Consider the following 20,600-nt stretch of genomic DNA (forward strand, 5'->3'; position numbering starts at 1 on the left):
AGGCGCTGTGGTCTGTGTCCACTTGAGTGGAACATGAGATTCCAATGAGGGCGGTATCGGTCAGTCTACTTCAGGCCGAAGCTTCCTTTGGTGGAGATAGGTCCTGAATGCCCTCGCATCAGGTAATGGATCATCCCGCCTGTCCGGTTTTGTGTGGCAGCACGCTTTTCGGTCACACGGGTGGTGTGATCTACCGGCAGAGATAAATGCGGGGTTACTGTCCCGCTACCTCCGAAACAGATCCGGAGATGCGGGCGCCACCCGATGCTCCGGTTTCCTGGGCCGTTAGTGCATCAAAGGCAGTGCCCACACCGCCTTACCCGAAGGACCACGATAGTGAATCGTCGGTGCCGAACAAAGTCGACGGCTACGCCGCGACGCCACACCACCCTCCATGCGGCGTGCATAACTGCTCTTCTCGCCGGAACCCTCGCGGTGCCGGGCGCCCTGGGGGCTTCTCCTGTAGAGGCTGCCGAAGCCTGCCAGAGCGGCATCGCGACCTACGTACATGACCGGACCCCCGGTACTGCCCCGGTACTGCGCAAGTACCTGGACTGGGACCCGCTGACCGGTAATGCCGCTGGGTCCCTCATCGACTCCGGCGAGACGGCGGAGCTCGATGAGCACAGCCAGTTCTTCACTGGCGGCAAGGGCATCATCTACGTAATCACGGCGGCCGGTGGACTCAAGACGTACAAGGACAACACCGCCACCGGCGGCAGCCTCCTCACGCCGGTGCACGACTACGGCGGCGACTGGAATGGTTACGAACAGGTGTGGTCAGGCGGTGGCAACCGGCTCTTCGCCCTGAGTGTCGGCGGTGCGTTGGATGTCTACTCCGTTGACGACCCGACCTCGGGAACCGGAGCGATCAAGAAGATCAAGACCGTCCTCGGCACCGACTCCGCAGTCGCCGAGATCGGGCGGGCGGACGACGTGTGGTCGGTCGGGGCGACGGTCTACACCTTGAAGCGTGGCATTGCCGACAGGCCAGGCACCGTCAAGGCGTGGCCCTATGCCGAAACCGCCACAGGATCTCCCTTCTCCGCAGGGTCCACCACTGTCATCACCGGCATCGGAACCAAGGAGACCCGTGGATGGAGCCCCGGTCCGGGCACTGTCTACACAGTGGGTGACACTCCCGACTACACCGGGATCGCCCGCAGTTACACCGGATCGGCGCCCATGTCGCTGGCCAATGCTGAGGTGGGCGCCGGCTTTTACGGTGATGTGCACGCTGACCTCGCGTCGTGCCTGGCCAGTCCCTCAGAGGATGTGAAACCCGCCGTGGGGCCAGAGAGCCCGGAAACCGAGACGCCTCCCGAGGCGGTCAACGATGAATCTCCTGACCCAGCGCCGCAGGACCCTACTGAATTCTCCGGGAAATTCATCCTGGGTGATGGCAGACCTGCTGCGGGCCTGCCGGTCAAACTCGAAGCTGTCGACGTGCTCGTCGACACCCTCGGAGAAGAGCAGATTCCCGCACTCGGTGAGACCGTGACCGCTGACGACGGTTCCTGGCACATCAAATTGCCGCAAACCTTGCCGGAATCGGTCAAGGCGACAGCGACCGCCAATGGCGGAGCCGTCAATGCAAAGGCCACCGTTTTCGGGAAGACGGAATCCGACGTGCCACTGATAGGTACGCGTCACGTGTCCGCGGTGCCGGCCGGCGCACCGGCAGCCGCTCGCGCCCTCGTCACCAACGCCGTGGAAGTTATGGACGCTCCGGAGAAGCTGCTCCCTCTCACCGACGACATGAAAGAGGAGCAGCCGGAGCCCACCGAAGCGCAGTATGCCCTCAGCTGGGCTTCGAGAAATGAAAGCACTTCGGTGGACACGCTGGGGGACAAGCCTCTTCCCGAGTACCAGAGCGACACCGGTGGCTTGCCCACAGACGATCCCTATGTCGTAAAGGGGACAGACATCAAATCGATGGCTGTGGGGCCCATGGACGGTGGCTGTGACAGGGTCGGTAGCAAGATCTATGCCAAGAAGATCTATTACACGGTGGTCGGGGAAGGGCATGCCTACTGGGACACCAAGGCCACGGTGGACTACGACTCGAAGCTGTCCTCGACCGTAGAGACAGCCGCGAAGATCGGGGGCAAGTGGCAGATAGACGGGTCAGTCACGCTCGGTTCCTCGATGTCGGCGACGACTGGTTACACCAACCGAGGACCCTACTTTGCCAAGCAGTGGAAGGTCCCGCTGGAGTACAAAAAGAGGAAGACCACCTACAAGTGCAATTACGGGCGCGACACGTACTATACATACGAAATGATGGCGGGCCGCTATAAGGTGCCCTCCGGTGGTGCCGTCGGTAAGTACGGCAAGAACGTTTCTTCCAAGGACGGTGCATATGGCTATCGCCGTTCACCGAAGAGGCATCGCGCATATGTGCAGCCGCAGAGCTACTTCCAGATCAACAAGAATCGCAGCACCAAGTGGTCATCCTCCGTCAGCGCTTTCGGTGTCAAGCTGGGGGCCAGCACTCAGTACGACAAAGAACACAAGCAGCGCATAACAGCTGGAAAGCGGAAGACCTCACGCCACGATATCTGGGGAAAGAATGACAAGGTTTCGGGTAAGCCGGGCGTGTTCTACTCCTATTAGGATGTTGGCGCTACTTGCCGCACTCGCGCTCGTGGGCTGCACGTCAAGCACACAGGTGGACGCGCCGAGACCGGGAACCGCCCTGGCCGCCGACGGTGCCCAGTCGAGCGGCGTCGTGGGCAACAAGCATGCCCACGTGGGAGATGTCTGGTACTTCGCGCTCCCGGTGCCTAATAATACCTCCGCGAATCCCATCGAGATCACGGAAGTCTCCGTCCAGCACATTCCATCCGGGGTGAAAGTGCTGAGTTATGGCGCGTATGACCTGGAGGATACTGAGGGGCTCCCTATTCTCACCAAGAAGAACGGGCCGCACACGCCCGACTTCGAGAAGCTCAAGAATTACGCCGCAGAGCCGGTGAAGGTCGCTGCCAGAGCGGAAAGTGACATCTTCTATCTGGCGGAGATGCGGATCACCGCGCCTCCAAAGGACTCTGCCCGAAAGTGCCGTTTCGCTTACAATCAGGGCGGCCAGGCTTACACTCAGGCATTGGACTGTGAGGTCGAACTCAAGGTGGGCAAGTAGCTTCCTTCGAGGTGTAGACCTTCATCTGTGCCGGCCAGCTGGGCTCTTGGGTATTCGTGAGAGCCTGGGAGCCCGGCTGCCTCTGCCGCCCAAACCTGCGCATATCCGCAAGGGCTGCCAACACTTGAGTTCCGGTGGCTTCTTTCATTCCCGCACACAAGGAGTTCCATGAGACGTTCCCGCGCGGCTTCGCTTGCCACGGCGGCCTTCCTCTCGGCCGTCACTCTCGCCACCGCGATTACCCCTGCCGCAGCGCAGACCACGACAGGGGCGTGTGACCAGTCCGTAGTGAGCGTGAAGGTCAGTGGCCGCTTGACCGTGTGCACGTGGGACGACGGCCGTATTCGTCTTGTCGGAACACTGCGCGACAAGACGCTCAGTGACGGCGCGACGCTCCTCGGCGTAAAAATTGGGACCTACTCACGTGAGTGGGTTATATGTGGCAGTGATATCCCTGTCGATACCGACTACCAGCCGAGCGGCGCGGTGTCCCTCCGTTGGCAGACCATCAGTGCGGCCAACTGCTGAACACGCTTCCCGTCCGTGGCGGGGCCAAGGGTTTGGTCACGGTGAAACCGGCGCGGCGCCGAAGGGACTGTCGATCACGTATCGCCAGTACCCGTGGGCGCCGCGCCGTGCCACGTCCGTGGCGGTGGAGCGCACCACGCCGTCGCCGATCTCCCAGTCGACGACGAGCAGGGCGATCTCCCCGGCGACGTGCACGTGCCGGGGTGTCACGGAGATCGGCAGGCCGAGGGCGAGGAAGGGGCCGTTGGCGGCGGCGATCTCCGCGCTGCCGTGAACGGCGGTGCCGGTGTCGGGCACGAAGGCGGCCCGCTCCTCGTAGAGCTCGCGCACGGCCTCGGGGTCGCCGCTGTTGAACCGCTCGGCGAACGCCGCGGGGACTTCCTCGGCACGGGTGGGCAGGGGCGGGGGTGTCACTGTGGATGTCGGCATGGGCGAAACGGTAGGAGGCGTGCTCGTGGCTCACCGAACGGAAAGCGGCGTCGGCGGCTCCGGCGGCCCCGGGGCTCCCGGACGACGCGCGGGCCCGGGTCACGGCCCCGAGCCCGGCCTGCCCCGTGGAGATCACTCTCGCCGCCCTGCGCGGCCGTTGGACGACGCTCGTGGTCCGCGAGCTGCTGCGGCACGAGCGGCATACCTACAGCGAACTGGCATCCGCGCTCCCGGAGTTGTCCGACAAGGTGCTGACGGACCGGCTCGCCCAGCTCGTCACCGCGGGCGCCGCCGAGCGCACCCGCATCCCCGGCTGGCCCCCGGCGGTCACCTACGAACTCACCCCGCACGGCCGCGCGCTGGGCCCGGCACTGCAAGCGCTGTGGGACTGGGGGCGTCCCGCCCGCCCCAGGAGTGAGCCGCGCGGGCACGAAGGCCAGGAGTACGCCGTCGAGGTCGGCCGACGTCGGGACCATGTCGCCCAGCTGGTCCGCGGGAGATCGTGGCCTCGCCGAGGCCCGCGGCGCGGGTGGTCTGCGCGGTGGTGACAGCGGGGCCGTACTCGGCGACGGCGGCCAGGGAGATCGCGGCGATTACCCTGCTCCCATGACCACGTCATCGCAGGGCGGCCCGGGTGCCCACGCCTTGCTCCCCGCGGCGGAGTTCGCCTTCCCCGGACCACTGCGCGACCGGATCGTGGCGGCGATCCCGGACGGCTCCAAGACGTCGACGACGGGCCTCCTGGCCGATTACGAGCGCGGGGGCGACCCGCTCCCGGCGGCCGGTGAACGCGCGGTCGTCGTCGACTCCGGCGACCGGCCCGTGGCCGTCATCGAGACGCCAGAGGTACGGGTCGTGCCGCTGGCCGACGTGGACCTGGCCCACGCGGTGGACGAGGGCGAGGGGTACACGACCGTCGCCGCCTGGCGCGCCGGGCACGAGAGGTTCTGGCACGGCGCCGGGCTGCGCGCCGCGCTCGGCGACGCGACGTTCACCGTCGACGACGGCACCGAACTCGTCCTGGAGCGCTTCCGCCTCGCCGTCGACCTGCGCGGGCAGTGACGGCCGTGCCCTTCGCCGAAGCGGCCGACGGCGCCGCACTCCACTACCTGCTGCACGGCTCCGGTGAGCCGTTGGTCCTGCTGGCCGGGCAGTCGAACAACCACCACTGGTGGGATCCCGTGCGCGCCGACTTCGCCGCGCGCTTCACGACCCTCGTACTCGACCACCGCGGCACCGGCGAGAGCGACCGGCCCGACACGGACACGTACAGCACGCCGGGTTTCGCCCGGGATGTCGTCGCGGTCCTCGATCACGCGGGGATCGAACGCGCCCATGTCTACGGCACCTCGATGGGCGGCCGCATCGCGCAGTTCCTGGCCGCCGACCACCCCGAGCGCGTCGGCCGGCTCGTCCTCGGCTGTACGTCGCCGGGGGCCCCGCACGGCGTCGAGCGCGGCCCCGAGGTCCGGGCGGCCCTGACCCAGGCCGACCCTGACGCCGTGCGCCGCGCTCTGCTGGAGCTGATGTACACCCCGGGCTGGCTCGCCGAGCAGGAGCGCGAGCACCCGGGGCGGGAGTTCCACACCCTCGGCGACCCGACCATGCCCGGCCACGCCCGCCGCCGCCACCTGCGCGCCAGCGCCCGCCACGACGCGTGGGACGCACTGCCCCGGATCCAGGCCCCGACGCTCGTCGTCCACGGCACGGACGACGCGTTCAACCCGGCCGCCAACGCCCCGCTGCTCGCCGCCCGCATCCCGGACGCCAGGACCTTCCTCGTCCCCGGCGCCCGGCACGCCTACTTCGAGGAGTTCGCGGACGTGGCGACCGAACCGGTGCTGGCGTTCCTGGACGGGGGCGCCCCGCCCCGGAGCCCGGGTCAGCCGCCGCTGCCGTAGGGCTTGGTCAGGATCTCCAGCTTGTGCCCGTCCGGGTCGTTCCAGTAGACGCCCCGGCCGCCGTCGTTCGTGTTGATCTCGTTCGCGCGGTGGTGGTACGGGTCGGCCCAGTAGGGCAGGCCCCGCTCCTTGATCCGCCCGAAGATCGCGTCGAACTCGTCCTCGGAGACCAGGAAGGCGTAGTGCTGCGGGACGATCGGCCCCTTGCCCCCGTCGAAGAAGTCGAGGGTGACGCCGTTGGGGATCTCCACCGGCATGAACGGCCCGTACTGCGGGCTCACTTCGAGCCCGAGCAGGTCGGCGAGGAACTGGGCCGACGCCTCCATGTCCGTGGCGCTGACGATCGTGTGGTTCAACTCGACGGTCATCGGGAGACCTCCTCGTGTCCATGCGGCTACGGACAACGCTAGGCCCCGCCTCACGGGCGGCGTATCGGTCACCGGGCCCTGTCGGGTGCGCCTTGTGTACTAGGACCGGCGACCCAGACGCGTTCAAGCCACACGCACTCCGGTCCGGTCTGTCGCTCGGCCTGCGGTCCGCCCGCTCAGATCGTCGCGGTGTCGATCACGAAGCGGTAGCGGACATCGCTGGCGAGGACACGCTCGTACGCCTCGTTGATCTGGTCGGCGCGGATCAGCTCGATCTCCGAGCCGAGGCCGTGCGCGGCGCAGAAGTCCAGCATCTCCTGGGTCTCCCGGATGCCGCCGATGCCGGACCCGGCGAGGGTCTTGCGGCCGGCGATCACCGAGAAGAGGCTGAGGGAGACCGGCTCCTCGGGGGCGCCAACGTTCACGAAGGCGCCGTCCGTGCGCAGCAGGCCCAGGTACTTGTCGAGCGGCAGCGGCGCGGAGACCGTGGAGAGGATCAGGTCGAAGCGGCCGGCGAGCGCCTCGAACGTGGCGTCGTCACTGGTCGCGTAGTAGTGCTCGGCGCCCAGTCGCAGGCCGTCGTCCTTCTTGCGCAGGGACTGGGAGAGGACGGTCACCTCGGCGCCCATGGCGTGCGCGATCTTGACGGCCATGTGGCCGAGACCGCCGAGGCCGACGACGGCGACCTTCGTGCCGGGGCCCGCCTTCCAGTGGGCGAGCGGGGAGTACACGGTGATACCGGCGCACAGCAGCGGCGCGGCCACGTCGAGCGCGAGCCCGTCGGGGATGCGCAGGGTGAACGCCTCGTCCACGACGATGTGCGTGGAGTAGCCGCCGTAGGTCGGCTCGCCGTTCTTCTCGAGCGCGTTGTACGTGCCGACATTGCCCGCCGTGCAGTACTGCTCCAGGCCGGCCACGCAGTTCTCGCAGCGGCGGCAGGAGTCGACCATGCAGCCGACGCCGACGCGGTCGCCGACGGAGAACTTGGTGACGCCGGGACCGACCTCGGCGACGATTCCGGCGATCTCGTGGCCGGGCACCATCGGGAAGATGCCCTCGCCCCAGCCGTCGCGGGCCTGGTGGATGTCCGAGTGGCAGATACCGGCGTACTTGATGTCGATCAGGACGTCGAACTCGCCGACGGCGCGGCGCGGGATCGTGGTCCGCTCCAGGGGTGCGTCGGGGGCGGGGGCGGCGTAGGCGGAAACGGTGGTGATCTGCTCAGTCATGGCTACGACACTGCCAATGACCTGCGCGTTCACCCAGACACCCGTTCTGCCTACGTCCAGCGGTCCTACCACTGGCGGGGTCAGGCTCGTGGTCGTACGACGCGGGATACTGGTCCGTATGGACGAATCACCCGAGATGCCGGGGGCTGCCGGGTCGCAGGAGGCTGCGGGGCCGCTGGAGGCAGCCGGGGCGCCCGGGGCGGTCGCGGCCGCGCCTCTGGACGCCCGGGCCGAGCTGAGCGAGTTCCTGCGCACCCGCAGAGCCCGGCTCCAGCCGCAGGACGTGGGGCTGCCCAGCTTCGGGCGGCACCGCCGCGTGCCCGGCCTGCGCCGCGAGGAGCTGGCGCAGCTCGCCGGGGTCTCGGTCGCGTACTACACCCGTCTCGAACAGGGGAACGGCCGCAACGTCTCGGGCGAGGTGCTCGACGCCATCGCGCGCGCCCTGCGCCTGACCGACGCCGAGCACGCGCACCTCACGCGCCTCGCGAAGCCGAAGACCGTGAAGAAGAAGCGGGCCACCCGCCAGCAGCACCTGCGGCCCGCCCTCCAGCAGCTCCTCGACTCCATGGACACCGTGCCCGCGTTCGTCGTCGGCCGCCGCACGGACATCCTCGGCTGGAACGCGCTCGCCGCGGCGCTCCTCGGAGACTGGGCCGAACTCCCGCCCGGCGAGCGGAACCTGGCGCGTTTCTGCTTCCTCGACCCGCGCTCGCGCGACCTCTTCGTGGACTGGGAGCTGAAGGCGTCCGACGTCGTCAGCTACCTCCGGATGGATGCCGGCTGCTATCCCAACGACCCGCTGCTGTCCGGCCTGGTCGGCGAACTCTCCGTGCGGAGTGAGGAGTTCAGGAGCCTGTGGGCCACGCACGACGTGCGGGAGAAGGGCCACGGCGTCAAACGGCTGCGCCACCCCCTGGTGGGCGAGCTGTCCCTCTCGTACGAGACGCTGCGGCTCCCCGACGACTGCGACCAGTCGCTGATCATGTACCACGCGGAGCCGGACTCGGCGTCGGCGCAGGCGCTGCGGCTGCTGGCGAGCTGGGGCAGGGACGCGTCGTCGGTGGGTTCGGCGAGAAAGTAGAGCCGCTACGGAGGACGGGCACTCCCGCTACGCGTACGAGATTTCGCGGGTGGCAGAACGCTCGGCGCTGCCCGCCGGCGTGATCGCTCCTAGGCTGGGGGAGTGAGCAGCCAAGAGCGGCAGAAGCCGAACGAAGCCCGCGTCATCCCCCTGCGCCCGGTGAAGGCCGCGCCCGCTCCTCAGGGCGGCCGTCAAGGCGGTCCTCAAGGCGGTCAGGTCGGCCGTCAAGGCGGTGCGGAGGCCAAGGAACCCCTCTGGCGGGACGTCGTGGGCGACGTGCTGCGCCAGGAGCGCCTCGCGCAGGCGCGGACGCTCAAGGACGTGGCCGACGCCGCCCGGATCTCCATGCCGTACCTCTCCGAGCTGGAGCGCGGCCGCAAGGAGGCCTCCTCCGAGGTCCTCGCGGCCGCCGCCCACGCGCTCGGGCTGCGCCTGTCCGACCTGCTCTCCCTGGCCCAGGGCCAGTTGGCCGGCCTCCCCCGTGCGAGGCCGGCCGGGACCGCCCTGGCGGCGTACCAGGGCGAGGTGCGCCTGGCCGCGTGACGCCGGTCAGGCGGCGACGGGCAGGGCCCGCCTGCTGAGTACCTGATCGGCGAGGCCGTACGCAACGGCCTCCTGCGCGGTGAAGACCTTGTCCCGGTCCATGTCGGCGCGCAGGGTGGCGACGTCGTGGTGCGTATGCCGGGACAGCACCTCCTCCACCTGGGAGCGGATCCGCAGCATCTCCTGTGCCTCCAGGGCGAGATCGGACACCGTCCCCTGCCGGCCGCGGCTCGCGGGCTGACCGAGCAGCACGCGCGCGTGGTCGAGCACGAACCGCCTGCCGGGGTCGCCGCCCGCCAGCAGCACGGCGGCGGTGGAGGCGGCCTGGCCGACGCAGAACGTCGAGATCGGCGCGGAGATGAAGCTCATCGTGTCGTAGATGGCCATGAGCGAAGTGAAGCTGCCACCGGGCGAGTTGATGTAGATGGCGACCTCACGCTCGGGCGCGGAGGACTCCAGGTGGAGCAGTTGCGCGATGACGACGTTGGCGACGCCGTCGTCGATCTCCGTGCCGAGGAAGATGATGCGCTCGGAGAGCAGGCGGCTGTAGATGTCGTAGGCGCGTTCGCCCTGGGGGGTGCGCTCGACGACCGTGGGAATCGTGTACTGACTCATGTCCGCTGTCTCCCTCAGATCCCGAGCCCGATGCGCCGCTTCGACCCGGCGGGCCGCACGTCCTCCAGGGACTCGACCACGCGGTCGACCATCCCGTACTCCTTGGCCTGCTCGGCGGTGAACCACCGGTCGCGGTCACCGTCCCGGGAGATCGTCTCGGCGCTCTGGCCGGTGTGCTCGGCCGTGATCCGTTCGATGGCCCTCTTCGTGAACTCCAGGTTCTCGGCCTGGATGGCGATATCGGCGGTCGTGCCGCCGATGCCCGCCGAGGGCTGGTGCATCATGATCCGCGCGTTGGGCAGCGCGAACCGCTTGCCGCGCGTCCCCACGCTGAGCAGGAACTGGCCCATGCTGGCGGCGAATCCCATGGCGAGGGTGGAGACGTCGTTCGGGATGAGCCGCATGGTGTCGTAGATGGCGAGCCCCGCGGTCACCGACCCACCGGGGCTGTTGATGTACAGACTGATGTCGGTCTTGGGATCCTCCGCCGACAGCAACAGCATCTGCGCGCAGACGCGGTTGGCGGACACCTCGTCGACCTGCGTCCCGAGGAACACGATCCGCTGGTTGAGCAGCTGGGCTGCGAGATGATCGTCGAACCGCGAAGGAACGGTCTCCCCGTCCTCACCCCGCGGCCGCACGACCGCCTCCCAGCCACTGCCGAGTACTGACATCGGACCTCCCTCAACTCCCGCGGCTCCAACACCGCGCCGTGCCCCCACTGTTGCCCGCCACGACCGCGACTGTCAGAAATCTCGGCTGGGGGCAGATTCGCTGAGGGCAGAGGGGGCCGGACCGCTCAGCCGCCGACGCGGTCACCCGCCTTCCGGCCCCGGGGCGCATACGCCCGTTCGTGCAGTTCACGCGCCACTTCGAGAAGGGTCGCGCGCACCTCGTGACGGCTCCTGCCGCGGGTCTTGACCGCGTGGCAGTTCGGGCAGAGGGCGATCATCTGGCTCGGATGGTCACGGCCCTCACCGGCGATCTCGACGACGTGGTCCACCTCGAGCAGGGGATCACCGGAGTCCGTCACGTCGTCCGGCTGCCCACCGCAGGCCGGGTTCTCGCACTGCCCCGCGCTGCGGAGGAGTACCGCCCGCCGGGCCGACGACGAACGAATGGGGTCGCGGGAGACGCTCTCGCGCCGCCGGCCGCGTCGTGACTCCTCCCGCCGCTCCACGAGCGTGCACAGCCTTTCGTACCGCGCGGCCGCCGTGACCAGGTCTCCTGACGAAGGCGCTCCTGACGAAAACGCTCCTGCCGTATGCGCGGACGCGTGCCGGTCGTCCGCCACCGACTCGTCGTACAGGCCGACCGCACGCAACAGGGGAACCTCGTCGAGGTCCTCGAAGAAGCGCTCCGTGAGGGTCTGGATCACTTCCACGCGGGCCTGACCGGAGGTGCGCATGAGGTCGTACAAGGGCTGGGCGAGGCCCCCGACAGGCCGCTGCGCGGCGAACCAGCGACGGGGTACGGCGGCATCGCCGTGCGCGAGCGGGACGGGCCCCTCGTGGCCTTGGAGCGTCCACAGCCCGGCGTGGTAGAGCGCGAGCACCGGGTAACCGGGACGGGCGCGCTCTCCCCGCAGCCCGAACTCCTCCAGGAGGCCGCCCACGGCCCCGCTCGTCTCGTCCCAGGACACCCCGCGCGGCTCGCCGCGGAGCGCGCGGCCGACCGCCCACAGGAGAGTGATCGGCTGATAGAGACGCGGGCCGGTCTCCGTGTGGGCGACGCGCAGTCGGGCGACGCGGCCGATGAGTTCGTCGGGGGAAGCGGTGTCGGCGACCGTCTCCTGTGACACCACCTGGAACCCCAACGCCCCCAGCAGCTTCACCGCGTGATCGCGCCCGCCGGAGAACTCGGCGGCGGTCAGCGGCACTTGGCCCGGGAGGTATCCATGGGCGGCGCCGACGACCGCCTTCGAGTCGTAGTACCGCCCCTCGACCTCCAGCAGATAGGCGCGGGACGCCTGGAATCCGTACCGCCGCAGGAATGCGCCGCGGCCGATCCGGTCGAACTCCCCGACAGCCCGCAGGACTTCCGCTCTGCCTATGTCACTCAGCGCCATGCCCGTCACGATAGACGGACGCCGTGGGAGCGCCGCGGGATCAGTTCTCGGTGGGGGCCGGGGCGATGCCCGTCGGGCAGGAGCGGCCCCAGTTCGTCTGTGAGGGGGTGTCCAGGAGGGCGCCCGTGCCGCCGATGCCGCAGTAGCCGTCGGGGTTCTTGTCCAGGTACTGCTGGTGGTAGGGCTCGGCCGGCCAGAAGGGCTTGTTGTCCGCGGGCAGGATCGTCGTCGTGATCGTGCCGTGGCCCGCCGCCGTCAGGACCTTCTGGTACGCCTCCAGGGACGCCTTCGCCCCCGCCTCCTGCTCGGGTGAGTGGGTGTAGATCGCCGAGCGGTACTGCGTACCCACGTCGTTGCCCTGGCGGAAGCCCTGCGTGGGGTTGTGGGACTCCCAGAAGAGCTTCAGGAGCGACGCGTACGAGACGCGCGTCGGGTCGAAGACGACACGGACCGCCTCCGTGTGGCCCGTCAGGCCGGAGCAGACCTCTTCGTAGGAGGGGTTCTCCGTATAGCCGCCCTGGTAGCCGACGTACGTCGTCCAGACGCCCTCCGTCTGCCAGAACTTGCGCTCCGCGCCCCAGAAGCAGCCCAGCGCGAAGTCCGCGACGGCCAGGCCCTCGGGGTAGGGGCCGAGCAGTGCGTTGCCGAGGACCGTGTGGCGCGAGGGGACCTCGAATTCCGGGGTCGCCCGGCCCTTCAGGGCCTGCTCGGGGGTAGGCAGCTCGGGCGTGCGGCCGAAGATCATGCGGGTCTCTCCTCGTGCGGGGCCTGACAGGGCGCGTACCCCTTCGCAGAGGGGTGCATCAGGGGAACGTGCTGGGCCGGTCCCCGCATTCCGGCGTTGCGATCCGGGCCGCTCAGAGCGACAGCGTCGCCGGGCTCCCGCCGTTCGCCTCGTACCCGGCGACGGCCAGCGCGCGGTACACCGCGTAGCTCCCGGCCGGGTCGGAGGTCAGGGTCCAGGGCAGCGCGCCGACGTGGCCGTCCACGTGCACCAGCTGGTGCATGGCCTCCGCCCAGCGCTCGCAGCGGACCAGGAAGAACACCAGGAGGTGGCGGACGTGCGCCAGCATCGGGTCGTCCGGGCGGGCCGCGTGCACCGCGAAGAGAGCGCCCTCGACGGCCTTCGTGACGACCTCGCTCTCGTAGAAGCCGCGGACCAGATTCACCTCGGGCATGTGTTCGTAGACGGCGAAGAGCGGGAGCGCCGCGAGGAGGGAGGCGCGGGGGGCGCGCGCCGCGGCCGCCTCCGCGAAGCCGTACGCGAGGTCGCGCGAGCCGTGCCACTTCTCGCACCAGTAGTGCAGCGCCGCCAGATGCGCGCCCATGTGCGCGGGCGCGCGGTCCAGGATCTTCAGCCACAGCTGCTCGAACTCCTCGCGGGGATACGCGAGACCGCGCGCGATGGACAGCTCGATGATGTACGGAACGGGGTCACCGGGGGCGAGCAGCGCCGCCTGCGCGCACGCCTCCTTGGCCTCCTCCAGGATGATCCGGAACTCGTCCGTCCCCTGGGCGGCCGTCCGCCACGCCTGCTGGACCAGGAACTCCGCGTGCACCGCGGCGCCACCGGCGTCCTTGGGAGCCTCCGCCCGCCACACCCGCAGCCACTGCCCGCCGGGGCTGTCGCTCACGCCGCCCGGCCGCTGCTGGAGCTCCAGCGAGGCCGCGCCCGCGAAGGCCTGCACACGCTGCCAGCGCTGCTCGCCGTGCGTCTCCGTGCCCGCGAGGAGCTGCGAGGCGGCCTGCCACCCCTGCGTGCGCTGCACGAGGTCGAGGACTTCGAGGAGATCGGCGTCCTCGCCCGGCATGCGGATGTCCAGCTCCTCCTGGCGCAGGAAGCCGTAGTGCGCCGGGTCCGCGGCGTCCGGTGAGCCGGGCTCGACCTGCCGGATCCCGCCGCGCCTGCGCAGCAGCACGGGCCCGAGGACCGCGCCGATCATGACCACAGCGAACAGGAACCAGAGAATCTCCATGGCTCAAGCGAACCAGACGGGTCCGACAATTGGCCAACCTGCCGGGACGTACCCGTACCGACTTGGACGGAAGGACCCTCTCCCCCGGGCGGAAGGGCCCGCCCGCGCACTACGCTCAGGCCGCATGAGTGACTTGCACAGCACGCCCGGCACACAGAATTTCGAGACCGTGGCGATCCACGCGGGCAACACGGCCGACCCGCTCACCGGCGCCGTCGTCCCGCCCATCTACCAGGTGTCGACCTACAAGCAGGACGGCGTCGGAGGCCTGCGCGGCGGCTATGAGTACAGCCGCAGCGCGAACCCGACGAGGACCGCCCTGGAAGAGAACCTGGCCGCGCTGGAGGGCGGCCGCCGCGGGCTCGCCTTCGCCTCGGGCCTCGCGGCGGAGGACTGCCTCCTGCGCGCGCTGCTCAGCCCCGGCGACCACGTGGTCATCCCCAACGACGCGTACGGCGGCACGTTCCGCCTCTTCGCCAAGGTCGTCTCGCGGTGGGGCGTCGAGTGGTCCGTGGCCGACACCTCCGACCCGGAGGCGGTGCGGGCCGCGGTGACCGAACGTACGAAGGCGATCTGGGTGGAGACCCCCTCCAACCCGCTGCTCGGCATCACCGACATCGCCGCGGTCGCGCAGATCGCCCGCGACAGCGGGGCGCGCCTCGTCGTCGACAACACCTTCGCGAGCCCCTACCTCCAGCAGCCCCTCGCCCTCGGCGCGGACGTCGTCGTGCACTCCATGACGAAGTACATGGGCGGCCACTCGGACGTCGTCGGCGGCGCGCTCGTCGTCGGCGACGAGGCGCTCGGCGAGGAGCTGGCGTACCACCAGAACGCGATGGGGGCCGTCGCCGGGCCCTTCGACGCCTGGCTGGTGCTGCGCGGCATCAAGACCCTCGCGGTGCGCATGGACCGGCACAGCGAGAACGCCACCAAGGTCACCGAGATGCTGACCCGGCACGCGCGCGTGACGCGCGTCCTGTACCCGGGCCTTCCGGAGCACCCCGGTCACGAGATCGCCGCCAAGCAGATGAAGGCGTTCGGCGGCATGGTGTCGTTCCAGGTCGAGGGCGGCGAGGAGGCGGCCGTCGAGGTCTGCAACCGCGCCAAGCTCTTCACTCTGGGTGAGTCCCTGGGCGGTGTCGAGTCCCTGATCGAGCACCCGGGCCGCATGACGCACGCCTCGGTGGCGGGCTCGGCCCTGGAGGTCCCGGCGGACCTGGTGCGCCTGTCGGTGGGCATCGAGTCCGCGGACGACCTCCTGGCGGACCTCCAGCAGGCGCTGGGCTAGCCCGTTCGACACGGACATCCCCACCGCTGAGGGCCCGACCGCTACCAGCGAGTAAGCGGCGGAGTCGTCTCCGAAGGCGGCTCCGCCCACGGCTGTGCGACGGAAGCCCACACGGCGAACGCCACCACGCAGGCCAGCAGAACCACCCACATGAACCTGCGCAGCACCACGCGCCGCCGCAGCATCCGCCCGCCCCGCCGCACGGCGTCATCGAAGAGCCCCGGCGGCACCGACGCCTGCGCACTCTCCAGGAGCCGCCTGACGGCCGTCTCCTTGCGCTCGTACTGGCTCATGAGGGCACCGCCCCGCTCAGCGCCCCCGTCGGCGCGGGGCCGCGGGGCGGATGCAGGGCCGTCGCTATGGCGCGGGCGCAGATCGCCGCGACCCGCTCGGCCGGCAGCCCGAGGAGCGCCGCCGTCTGTTCCTCGGCCACGCCCTCGTACATCCGGAGCACGAGAATCAGCCGCTCCTGGGGGCTCAGCCGGGCCAGGACGCCGCCGTGGCCGCGGTGGTGGCGCCAGGCCCCGCGCGCGAAGCGCAGGGCGAGCTGCTGGCGGGTGCGGTCGTACGGGTCCTCGCCGCGCAGCCGATCCCACGCCGCGTACGTATGTGCGAGGGCGGCGGTCAGCAGGACACGCGCGCGTGGGTTGTCCGCGGGGCGCTCGGCGGTGAGCAGCGTCGCGGCATGCAGGAGCCTGCCTGCCGCGCCCGCGACGAACGCCTCGAACTCCCGGGCACGGCGGGCGTCCTGGAACGCCTGCCGTTCTCGCACCGCGCCTCCCGGCCGGAAGGAAGGAGGGGAACCCCGCACAAGGGGGCGACCCGCTCTCATATGAGGCCAGGGGCGGGGCCGGGGTCAAGACTCCGGAGTGGCCGGAACCTCTCCAGCGGGCGACGCGTGTGACGTCTGGCGAGCCGAGAGGGCGGAGTTGAAGCGTGTGAGGAGCGCGCAGAAGCTCTCACGCTCCTCCGGCGCCCAGTCCTGCGTCAGTTCGGCCATCAGCTCGCGCCGCGAGGAACGCACCTCGTCGAGCCTGGCCTGGCCGCGCGGCGACAGCTGGAGCACCACGGCGCGGCCGTCCTCCGGGTGCGAGGTGCGCTTGACGAGCCCGGTGTCGACCAGCGGGGCGACCTGCCGGGTGACCGTCGAGGAGTCGATGCCCATGCTCGCCGCGAGCGCCTTGACGCCCATCGGCCCTTCCTTGTCGAGGCGGTTGAGCAGCAGATAGGCGGCGCGGTCCATGGAGTTGCGGACCTGTCCTACCCCGCCGAGGCGGGTCTGCTCCGCGCGGCGGGCGAAGACCGCCACCTGGTGTTGCAAGCTGTCCAGAAGGCCGGGTTCACTGGCGGTCGTCATGTCCGGAGTTGTGGGCATGGCCGGGGGCTCACTTCATGCGAGGGCGGTGGGTTGGGGGACAGGGTACGCGGCCGGGAGGCGGACCGTACCTGCGCTGCGCAAACCTACGCGCAGAACGGTCTCGGCCTTTGGTCACCGCGGGAGGACTCGGGCGGCGGCTGCGAGACTTGGCGTCATGAGCTATCGCACGCCTCACTCCTTGCCGTCCGTCACCCTCGACGATGTGCGCGGTGCGCGGAAGATGCTCTCCGGAGTGGCCCGGATGACGGCGATGGAGGGCAGCAGGCACCTGTCCCAGCTGGTCGGCGCGCCCGTGCACCTCAAGTGCGAGAACCTCCAGCGCACGGGCTCCTTCAAGCTGCGCGGGGCGTACGTGCGGATCGCGGGCCTGCTTCCCGAGGAGCGCGCCGCGGGCGTCGTGGCCGCCAGCGCGGGCAACCACGCGCAGGGCGTGGCCCTGGCGTCCTCACTGCTCGGCGTGCGCTCCACGGTGTTCATGCCCGCCGGGGCGCCCCTGCCCAAGGTCGCGGCGACCAGGGAGTACGGCGCCGAGGTGCGCCTGCACGGCCAGGTCGTCGACGAGACGCTGGCCGCCGCGCAGGAGTACGCGCGCGAGACGGGCGCCGTGTTCATCCACCCCTTCGACCACCCCGACATCATCGCGGGCCAGGGCACGGTCGGCCTGGAGGTCCTGGAGCAGTGCCCCGAGCTGCGCACCCTCGTCGTCGGCGTGGGGGGCGGCGGCCTCGCGGCGGGCATCGCGGTGGCCGTCAAGGCGCTGCGTCCGGACGTGCGGCTCGTCGGCGTGCAGGCGGCGGGCTCCGCGGCCTACCCGCCCTCGCTCGCCGCGGGGCACCCGGTGTCGATCGACAACCCCGCGACCATGGCGGACGGCATCAAGGTCGGACGCCCCGGCGATGTGCCGTTCCGGCTGGTCGAGGACCTGGTCGACGACATCGTCACGGTCTCCGAGGACGAGCTGTCCAGCGCCCTGCTGCTCTGCTTGGAGCGCGCCAAGATGGTCGTCGAGCCGGCCGGGGCCAGTCCCGTCGCCGCCCTGCTGAGCAGCCCGAAGTCGTTCGAGGGGCCGGTCGTCGCGCTGCTCTCGGGCGGCAATGTGGACCCGCTCCTGATGCAGCGCATCCTGCGCCAGGGCATGGCCGCGGCGGGCCGCTACCTGTCGCTGCGGCTGCGCCTGACGGACCGCCCCGGCGCCCTGGCCAACCTCCTCGGTGTGCTGACCGTGATGGATGCCAACGTCCTCGACGTGAGTCACGTACGCACCGATCCGCGCCTCGGTCTCACGGAGGTGGAGGTGGAGCTGCACCTGGAGACGAAGGGCCCCGAGCACTGCGCCGAGGTAGGTAAGGCGTTGCGCGACGCGGGCTACACGGTCATCGTCTGAGGCGCGCGCCGTGAGCGTGCGCGAAGGCGGGCCGAGACACGAGCGGTGAGCCCGCGTGATGCTCGTACAGGCGTTTGCCAGGCGCGGAGGGCCCGGCAAACCTAGACTTCTCCCAGAAAGTCCCTCACCGCCGGACCTCTGGGAGAACCCATATGCCGGGCGCCATCTACGCCGAAGGCCTGGTGAAGACCTTCGGTGACGTAAGGGCTCTGGACGGCGTCGATCTGGACGTCCCCGAGGGCACCGTACTCGGGCTCCTCGGGCCGAACGGCGCGGGGAAGACCACCGCGGTGCGCTGTCTGACGACGCTCCTGACACCCGACAGCGGCAGGGCCGTCGTCGCGGGGATCGACGTGCTCAAGCACCCGAACGAGGTGCGCCGGTCGATCGGCCTGTCCGGTCAGTTCGCCGCCGTGGACGAGTACTTGACGGGCCGTGAGAACCTCCAGATGGTGGCGAAGCTCTACCAGATGAGGGCGAAGGATGCCAAGGTCAGGGCGGGCGAGCTGCTCGAACGGTTCAACCTCGCCGACGCCGCGGACCGCCCCTCCAAGACGTACTCGGGAGGCATGCGCCGCCGCCTCGACCTCGCGGCCGCGCTCGTCGTCTCGCCGCCGGTGATGTTCATGGACGAGCCCACCACCGGCCTCGACCCGCGCAACCGCCAGCAGCTGTGGGAGGTCATCCAGGAACTCGTCTCGGGCGGTACGACACTCCTGCTGACCACCCAGTACCTGGAGGAGGCCGACCACCTCGCGCACGACATCTGCGTCGTCGACCACGGCCGCGTCATCGCCCGCGGCACCTCCGACCAGCTCAAGGCCCGCACCGGCGGCGAGCGCGTCGAGGTCGTGGTGCACGAGCGCGAGCACATCCCCACCGCCTCCGAGGTCCTGCGCGGCTTCGGCAAGGGGGACGTCACCGTCGCCGAGCACACGCGCAAGCTGACCGTGCCCGTCACCGGCGGCGCCAAGCTGCTCGCCGAGGTCATCCGCGAGCTGGACGCGCGCGGCATCGAGATCGACGACATCGGCCTGCGCCGCCCGACCCTCGACGACGTCTTCATCTCCCTCACCGGCCACGTCGCCGCGCTGGAGGACGAGGGCAACGGCGCGAGCGCCGCGGCCAAGGCCAAGCGGAACAAGGAGGCCGGCATATGAGCACCGCCACCGACGCCGTGCCCTCGGCGGGCCCCAGGCCCGCGGGCGGCATCGGCCAGTCCGTCAGGGACTCCCTGGTCGTCGCCCAGCGGAACCTCATCCGTATGTCCAGAATTCCTGAGATGGTGATATTTGGGCTGATTCAGCCCATCATGTTCGTGGTGCTGTTCAGCTACGTCTTCGGCGGCTCCATGAAGATCGGCGCCAGCACCGACCCCTCCGTGTACCGCAACTTCCTGATGGCGGGCATCTTCGCCCAGACCGTCACCTTCGCCACCGCGGGCGCGGGAGCCGGTATCGCCGACGACATGCACAAGGGCCTCATCGACCGCTTCCGGTCACTGCCCATGGCGCGCGGCGCCGTCCTCACCGGCCGCACCATCGCCGACCTCGTACAGACCGCGCTGACCCTGCTGGTCCTCGCGATCGTGGCGCTGCTCGTCGGCTGGCGCATCCACGAGGGCATCGGGAAGGCGCTCGGCGCCTTCGGCCTGCTGCTCCTGCTCGGCTACGCCTTCACCTGGGTCGGCGCGCTCATCGGCCTCTCGGTGCGCACTCCGGAGGCGGCCACGTCGGGCGGCCTGATCTGGCTCTTCCCGGTCACGTTCATCTCGAACGCGTTCGTGGACTCCAGCCAGATGACGCCCTGGCTGCGCCACGTCGCCGACTGGAACCCCTTCAGCGCCACCGTCCAGGCCTGCCGCGAGCTGTTCGGCAACCCGGGCGTCTCGGCGTCCACGTCCTGGCCCATGCAGCATCCGGTCTGGGCCTCGGTGATCTACTCGGTCCTGATCATCCTGGTCTTCCGCACGCTGGCGGTCCGCAAGTACCGCTCGGCGACGGCCTGACACGCGACGGGCCCCCGGCACCTCAGGTGCCGGGGGCCCGCCCTTGCCGCGACGCTACGGCTCAGCCCTGGTACGGCTTGGCCTCAAGGATCTTGACCGAGGCGAGCTTGCCGTTCGGCAGTTCGTACTGCGCGTCCTCGCCGATCTTCTTGCCGTTCACGCCCGAGCCCAGCGGGGACTGCGGCGAGTACGTCTCGATCTCGTCGCTCGCGTACTCCCGGGAGGCGAGCAGGAACGTCACGGTGTCGTCCTCGTCGCCGTCGAAGGCGATGGTCACGACCATGCCGGGCGCCACCACGCCGTCCGCGGCCGGGGCCTCACCGACCTTGGCGGTCTCCAGGAGCTGGGTCAGCTGGCGGACGCGGAGCTCCTGCTTGCCCTGCTCCTCCTTGGCCGCGTGGTACCCGCCGTTCTCGCGCAGGTCCCCCTCCTCGCGCGCCGCCGCGATCTTCGCGGCGATCTCGGTGCGCGCGGGACCAGACAGGTACTCCAGCTCGGCCCTGAGCTGGTTGTACGCCTCCTGGGTCAGCCAGGTGACGTTCTCGCTGGTCTGGGTCACAGGTGCTCCTCGTAGGTACTGGGAATACAAAGCATCGCCCTACCCAGAAGGATGTTCCCTCACGGGTGGGCGAAACCACGAGCCTAACAATTCCGGTGCGCCA

Annotated in this window: 24 protein-coding genes; 12 read left to right on the forward strand and 12 right to left on the reverse strand. The window is 69.8% G+C overall.

What is annotated here, in order from left to right:
* Nucleotides 1–435 precede the first annotated feature (435 nt).
* The 3 genes from IG54_RS0124745 (at nt 436) to IG54_RS0124755 (ending at nt 3,670) form a co-directional block, all read left to right on the forward strand.
* A complete protein-coding gene (locus IG54_RS0124745) occupies nt 436–2,616 on the forward strand; it encodes a hypothetical protein (RefSeq protein ID WP_030788513.1) in 2,181 nt (726 codons plus the stop codon).
* Nucleotide 2,617: 1 nt separating this feature from the next.
* A complete protein-coding gene (locus IG54_RS0124750) occupies nt 2,618–3,142 on the forward strand; it encodes a hypothetical protein (protein ID WP_030788516.1) in 525 nt (174 codons plus the stop codon).
* A 168-nt stretch (nt 3,143–3,310) separates the two neighbouring features.
* Entirely contained in the window at nt 3,311–3,670 is a 360-nt protein-coding gene (locus IG54_RS0124755; RefSeq protein ID WP_030788519.1) for a hypothetical protein, read from the forward strand.
* A 36-nt stretch (nt 3,671–3,706) separates the two neighbouring features.
* On the opposite strand, the gene IG54_RS0124760 is transcribed toward IG54_RS0124755, so the two are convergent.
* On the reverse strand, nt 3,707–4,099 hold the full coding sequence (locus tag IG54_RS0124760) for a YybH family protein (protein ID WP_030788522.1): 393 nt from the start codon (nt 4,097–4,099) through the stop codon (nt 3,707–3,709).
* Nucleotides 4,100–4,224: 125 nt separating this feature from the next.
* Between IG54_RS0124760 and IG54_RS0124765 the strand changes: the two genes are divergently transcribed.
* The 3 genes from IG54_RS0124765 to IG54_RS0124775 are packed head-to-tail and all read left to right on the forward strand — an operon-like array spanning nt 4,225 to nt 6,000.
* Nucleotides 4,225–4,647, forward strand: a complete 423-nt coding sequence (locus tag IG54_RS0124765) for a winged helix-turn-helix transcriptional regulator (protein WP_078594455.1) — start codon at nt 4,225–4,227, stop codon at nt 4,645–4,647.
* Between the two features lie 58 nt (nt 4,648–4,705).
* Nucleotides 4,706–5,161, forward strand: coding sequence for an ASCH domain-containing protein (locus tag IG54_RS0124770; protein ID WP_030788528.1), 456 nt, complete (start codon nt 4,706–4,708; stop codon nt 5,159–5,161).
* Between the two features lie 5 nt (nt 5,162–5,166).
* Nucleotides 5,167–6,000, forward strand: coding sequence for an alpha/beta fold hydrolase (locus IG54_RS0124775; RefSeq protein WP_051819912.1), 834 nt, complete (start codon nt 5,167–5,169; stop codon nt 5,998–6,000).
* Here IG54_RS0124775 and IG54_RS0124780 read toward each other — a convergent pair.
* Nucleotides 5,982–6,368 (reverse strand): VOC family protein, encoded by a 387-nt coding sequence (locus tag IG54_RS0124780; RefSeq protein WP_030788536.1) that lies wholly within the window; start codon nt 6,366–6,368, stop codon nt 5,982–5,984. The two genes, IG54_RS0124775 and IG54_RS0124780, sit on opposite strands and share 19 nt — an antisense overlap.
* A gap of 176 nt (nt 6,369–6,544) precedes the next feature.
* On the reverse strand, nt 6,545–7,597 hold the full coding sequence (locus IG54_RS0124785) for an NAD(P)-dependent alcohol dehydrogenase (RefSeq protein ID WP_030788538.1): 1,053 nt from the start codon (nt 7,595–7,597) through the stop codon (nt 6,545–6,547).
* Nucleotides 7,598–7,715: 118 nt separating this feature from the next.
* Here IG54_RS0124785 and IG54_RS0124790 point away from each other — a divergent pair, with 118 nt between their 5' ends.
* Complete coding sequence (locus IG54_RS0124790; RefSeq protein WP_030788541.1) at nt 7,716–8,678, forward strand: helix-turn-helix domain-containing protein; 963 nt, start codon at nt 7,716–7,718, stop codon at nt 8,676–8,678.
* Nucleotides 8,679–8,780: 102 nt separating this feature from the next.
* On the forward strand, nt 8,781–9,221 hold the full coding sequence (locus tag IG54_RS0124795; RefSeq protein ID WP_030788543.1) for a helix-turn-helix domain-containing protein: 441 nt from the start codon (nt 8,781–8,783) through the stop codon (nt 9,219–9,221).
* Nucleotides 9,222–9,227: 6 nt separating this feature from the next.
* Here the strand turns inward: IG54_RS0124795 and IG54_RS0124800 are convergent, their stop codons facing one another.
* From IG54_RS0124800 to IG54_RS0124820, 5 genes are all read right to left on the reverse strand, one after another.
* Nucleotides 9,228–9,836 carry a ClpP family protease gene (locus IG54_RS0124800; protein ID WP_030788546.1) on the reverse strand — a complete coding sequence of 203 codons (609 nt, stop codon included), beginning with the start codon at nt 9,834–9,836 and terminating at the stop codon, nt 9,228–9,230.
* Nucleotides 9,837–9,850: 14 nt separating this feature from the next.
* Entirely contained in the window at nt 9,851–10,510 is a 660-nt protein-coding gene (locus tag IG54_RS0124805; protein ID WP_030788548.1) for a ClpP family protease, read from the reverse strand.
* Nucleotides 10,511–10,635: 125 nt separating this feature from the next.
* On the reverse strand, nt 10,636–11,904 hold the full coding sequence (locus IG54_RS39705) for an HNH endonuclease signature motif containing protein (RefSeq protein WP_158708923.1): 1,269 nt from the start codon (nt 11,902–11,904) through the stop codon (nt 10,636–10,638).
* Nucleotides 11,905–11,944: 40 nt separating this feature from the next.
* Nucleotides 11,945–12,649 (reverse strand): peptide-methionine (S)-S-oxide reductase MsrA, encoded by a 705-nt coding sequence (msrA, locus tag IG54_RS0124815; protein WP_030788554.1) that lies wholly within the window; start codon nt 12,647–12,649, stop codon nt 11,945–11,947.
* A gap of 112 nt (nt 12,650–12,761) precedes the next feature.
* Nucleotides 12,762–13,880, reverse strand: a complete 1,119-nt coding sequence (locus IG54_RS0124820) for a hypothetical protein (protein ID WP_030788557.1) — start codon at nt 13,878–13,880, stop codon at nt 12,762–12,764.
* Between the two features lie 124 nt (nt 13,881–14,004).
* Between IG54_RS0124820 and IG54_RS0124825 the strand changes: the two genes are divergently transcribed.
* Complete coding sequence (locus IG54_RS0124825) at nt 14,005–15,168, forward strand: cystathionine gamma-synthase (protein ID WP_030788568.1); 1,164 nt, start codon at nt 14,005–14,007, stop codon at nt 15,166–15,168.
* Nucleotides 15,169–15,209: 41 nt separating this feature from the next.
* Here IG54_RS0124825 and IG54_RS0124830 read toward each other — a convergent pair whose 3' ends face one another.
* The 3 genes from IG54_RS0124830 to IG54_RS0124840 form a co-directional block, all read right to left on the reverse strand.
* Nucleotides 15,210–15,461 (reverse strand): hypothetical protein, encoded by a 252-nt coding sequence (locus IG54_RS0124830; protein ID WP_030788571.1) that lies wholly within the window; start codon nt 15,459–15,461, stop codon nt 15,210–15,212.
* Nucleotides 15,458–15,940, reverse strand: coding sequence for a sigma factor-like helix-turn-helix DNA-binding protein (locus IG54_RS0124835; protein WP_030788575.1), 483 nt, complete (start codon nt 15,938–15,940; stop codon nt 15,458–15,460). The genes IG54_RS0124830 and IG54_RS0124835 overlap by 4 nt, the downstream gene beginning before the upstream one ends.
* An 84-nt stretch (nt 15,941–16,024) precedes the next feature.
* Complete coding sequence (locus IG54_RS0124840; RefSeq protein WP_030788578.1) at nt 16,025–16,543, reverse strand: MarR family winged helix-turn-helix transcriptional regulator; 519 nt, start codon at nt 16,541–16,543, stop codon at nt 16,025–16,027.
* A gap of 157 nt (nt 16,544–16,700) precedes the next feature.
* Between IG54_RS0124840 and ilvA the strand changes: the two genes are divergently transcribed.
* The 3 genes from ilvA to IG54_RS0124855 all read left to right on the forward strand — a co-directional run bounded on the left by ilvA (nt 16,701) and on the right by IG54_RS0124855 (nt 19,938).
* On the forward strand, nt 16,701–17,930 hold the full coding sequence (ilvA, locus tag IG54_RS0124845; RefSeq protein ID WP_030788581.1) for a threonine ammonia-lyase: 1,230 nt from the start codon (nt 16,701–16,703) through the stop codon (nt 17,928–17,930).
* 152 nt (nt 17,931–18,082) lie between these two features.
* Nucleotides 18,083–19,090 (forward strand): daunorubicin resistance protein DrrA family ABC transporter ATP-binding protein, encoded by a 1,008-nt coding sequence (locus IG54_RS0124850; RefSeq protein ID WP_030788585.1) that lies wholly within the window; start codon nt 18,083–18,085, stop codon nt 19,088–19,090.
* On the forward strand, nt 19,087–19,938 hold the full coding sequence (locus IG54_RS0124855; protein ID WP_030788589.1) for an ABC transporter permease: 852 nt from the start codon (nt 19,087–19,089) through the stop codon (nt 19,936–19,938). The genes IG54_RS0124850 and IG54_RS0124855 overlap by 4 nt, the downstream gene beginning before the upstream one ends.
* Nucleotides 19,939–19,999: 61 nt before the next feature.
* Here IG54_RS0124855 and greA read toward each other — a convergent pair whose 3' ends face one another.
* Nucleotides 20,000–20,497 (reverse strand): transcription elongation factor GreA, encoded by a 498-nt coding sequence (gene greA / locus IG54_RS0124860; RefSeq protein WP_030788592.1) that lies wholly within the window; start codon nt 20,495–20,497, stop codon nt 20,000–20,002.
* Nucleotides 20,498–20,600 lie beyond the last annotated feature (103 nt).

Origin of the sequence: Streptomyces sp. NRRL S-920, assembly GCF_000717945.1 — a bacterium.
GTDB classification, from domain to species: Bacteria; Actinomycetota; Actinomycetes; order Streptomycetales; family Streptomycetaceae; genus Streptomyces; species Streptomyces alboniger.

Bases quoted from the DNA above. Each gene is read 5' to 3' on its own strand.
- ilvA (WP_030788581.1), top strand. From the start codon at position 16,701: ATGAGCTATCGCACGCCTCACTCCTTGCCGTCCGTCACCCTCGACGAT.
- IG54_RS0124800 (WP_030788546.1), bottom strand. From the start codon at position 9,836: ATGAGTCAGTACACGATTCCCACGGTCGTCGAGCGCACCCCCCAGGGC.
- IG54_RS0124755 (WP_030788519.1), top strand. From the start codon at position 3,311: ATGAGACGTTCCCGCGCGGCTTCGCTTGCCACGGCGGCCTTCCTCTCG.
- IG54_RS0124780 (WP_030788536.1), bottom strand. From the start codon at position 6,368: ATGACCGTCGAGTTGAACCACACGATCGTCAGCGCCACGGACATGGAG.
- IG54_RS39705 (WP_158708923.1), bottom strand. From the start codon at position 11,904: ATGGCGCTGAGTGACATAGGCAGAGCGGAAGTCCTGCGGGCTGTCGGG.
- IG54_RS0124785 (WP_030788538.1), bottom strand. From the start codon at position 7,597: ATGACTGAGCAGATCACCACCGTTTCCGCCTACGCCGCCCCCGCCCCC.
- IG54_RS0124825 (WP_030788568.1), top strand. From the start codon at position 14,005: ATGAGTGACTTGCACAGCACGCCCGGCACACAGAATTTCGAGACCGTG.
- IG54_RS0124820 (WP_030788557.1), bottom strand. From the start codon at position 13,880: ATGGAGATTCTCTGGTTCCTGTTCGCTGTGGTCATGATCGGCGCGGTC.
- IG54_RS0124855 (WP_030788589.1), top strand. From the start codon at position 19,087: ATGAGCACCGCCACCGACGCCGTGCCCTCGGCGGGCCCCAGGCCCGCG.
- IG54_RS0124805 (WP_030788548.1), bottom strand. From the start codon at position 10,510: ATGTCAGTACTCGGCAGTGGCTGGGAGGCGGTCGTGCGGCCGCGGGGT.
- IG54_RS0124830 (WP_030788571.1), bottom strand. From the start codon at position 15,461: ATGAGCCAGTACGAGCGCAAGGAGACGGCCGTCAGGCGGCTCCTGGAG.
- IG54_RS0124840 (WP_030788578.1), bottom strand. From the start codon at position 16,543: ATGCCCACAACTCCGGACATGACGACCGCCAGTGAACCCGGCCTTCTG.
- msrA (WP_030788554.1), bottom strand. From the start codon at position 12,649: ATGATCTTCGGCCGCACGCCCGAGCTGCCTACCCCCGAGCAGGCCCTG.
- IG54_RS0124760 (WP_030788522.1), bottom strand. From the start codon at position 4,099: ATGCCGACATCCACAGTGACACCCCCGCCCCTGCCCACCCGTGCCGAG.
- IG54_RS0124770 (WP_030788528.1), top strand. From the start codon at position 4,706: ATGACCACGTCATCGCAGGGCGGCCCGGGTGCCCACGCCTTGCTCCCC.
- IG54_RS0124750 (WP_030788516.1), top strand. From the start codon at position 2,618: ATGTTGGCGCTACTTGCCGCACTCGCGCTCGTGGGCTGCACGTCAAGC.
- IG54_RS0124850 (WP_030788585.1), top strand. From the start codon at position 18,083: ATGCCGGGCGCCATCTACGCCGAAGGCCTGGTGAAGACCTTCGGTGAC.
- IG54_RS0124790 (WP_030788541.1), top strand. From the start codon at position 7,716: ATGGACGAATCACCCGAGATGCCGGGGGCTGCCGGGTCGCAGGAGGCT.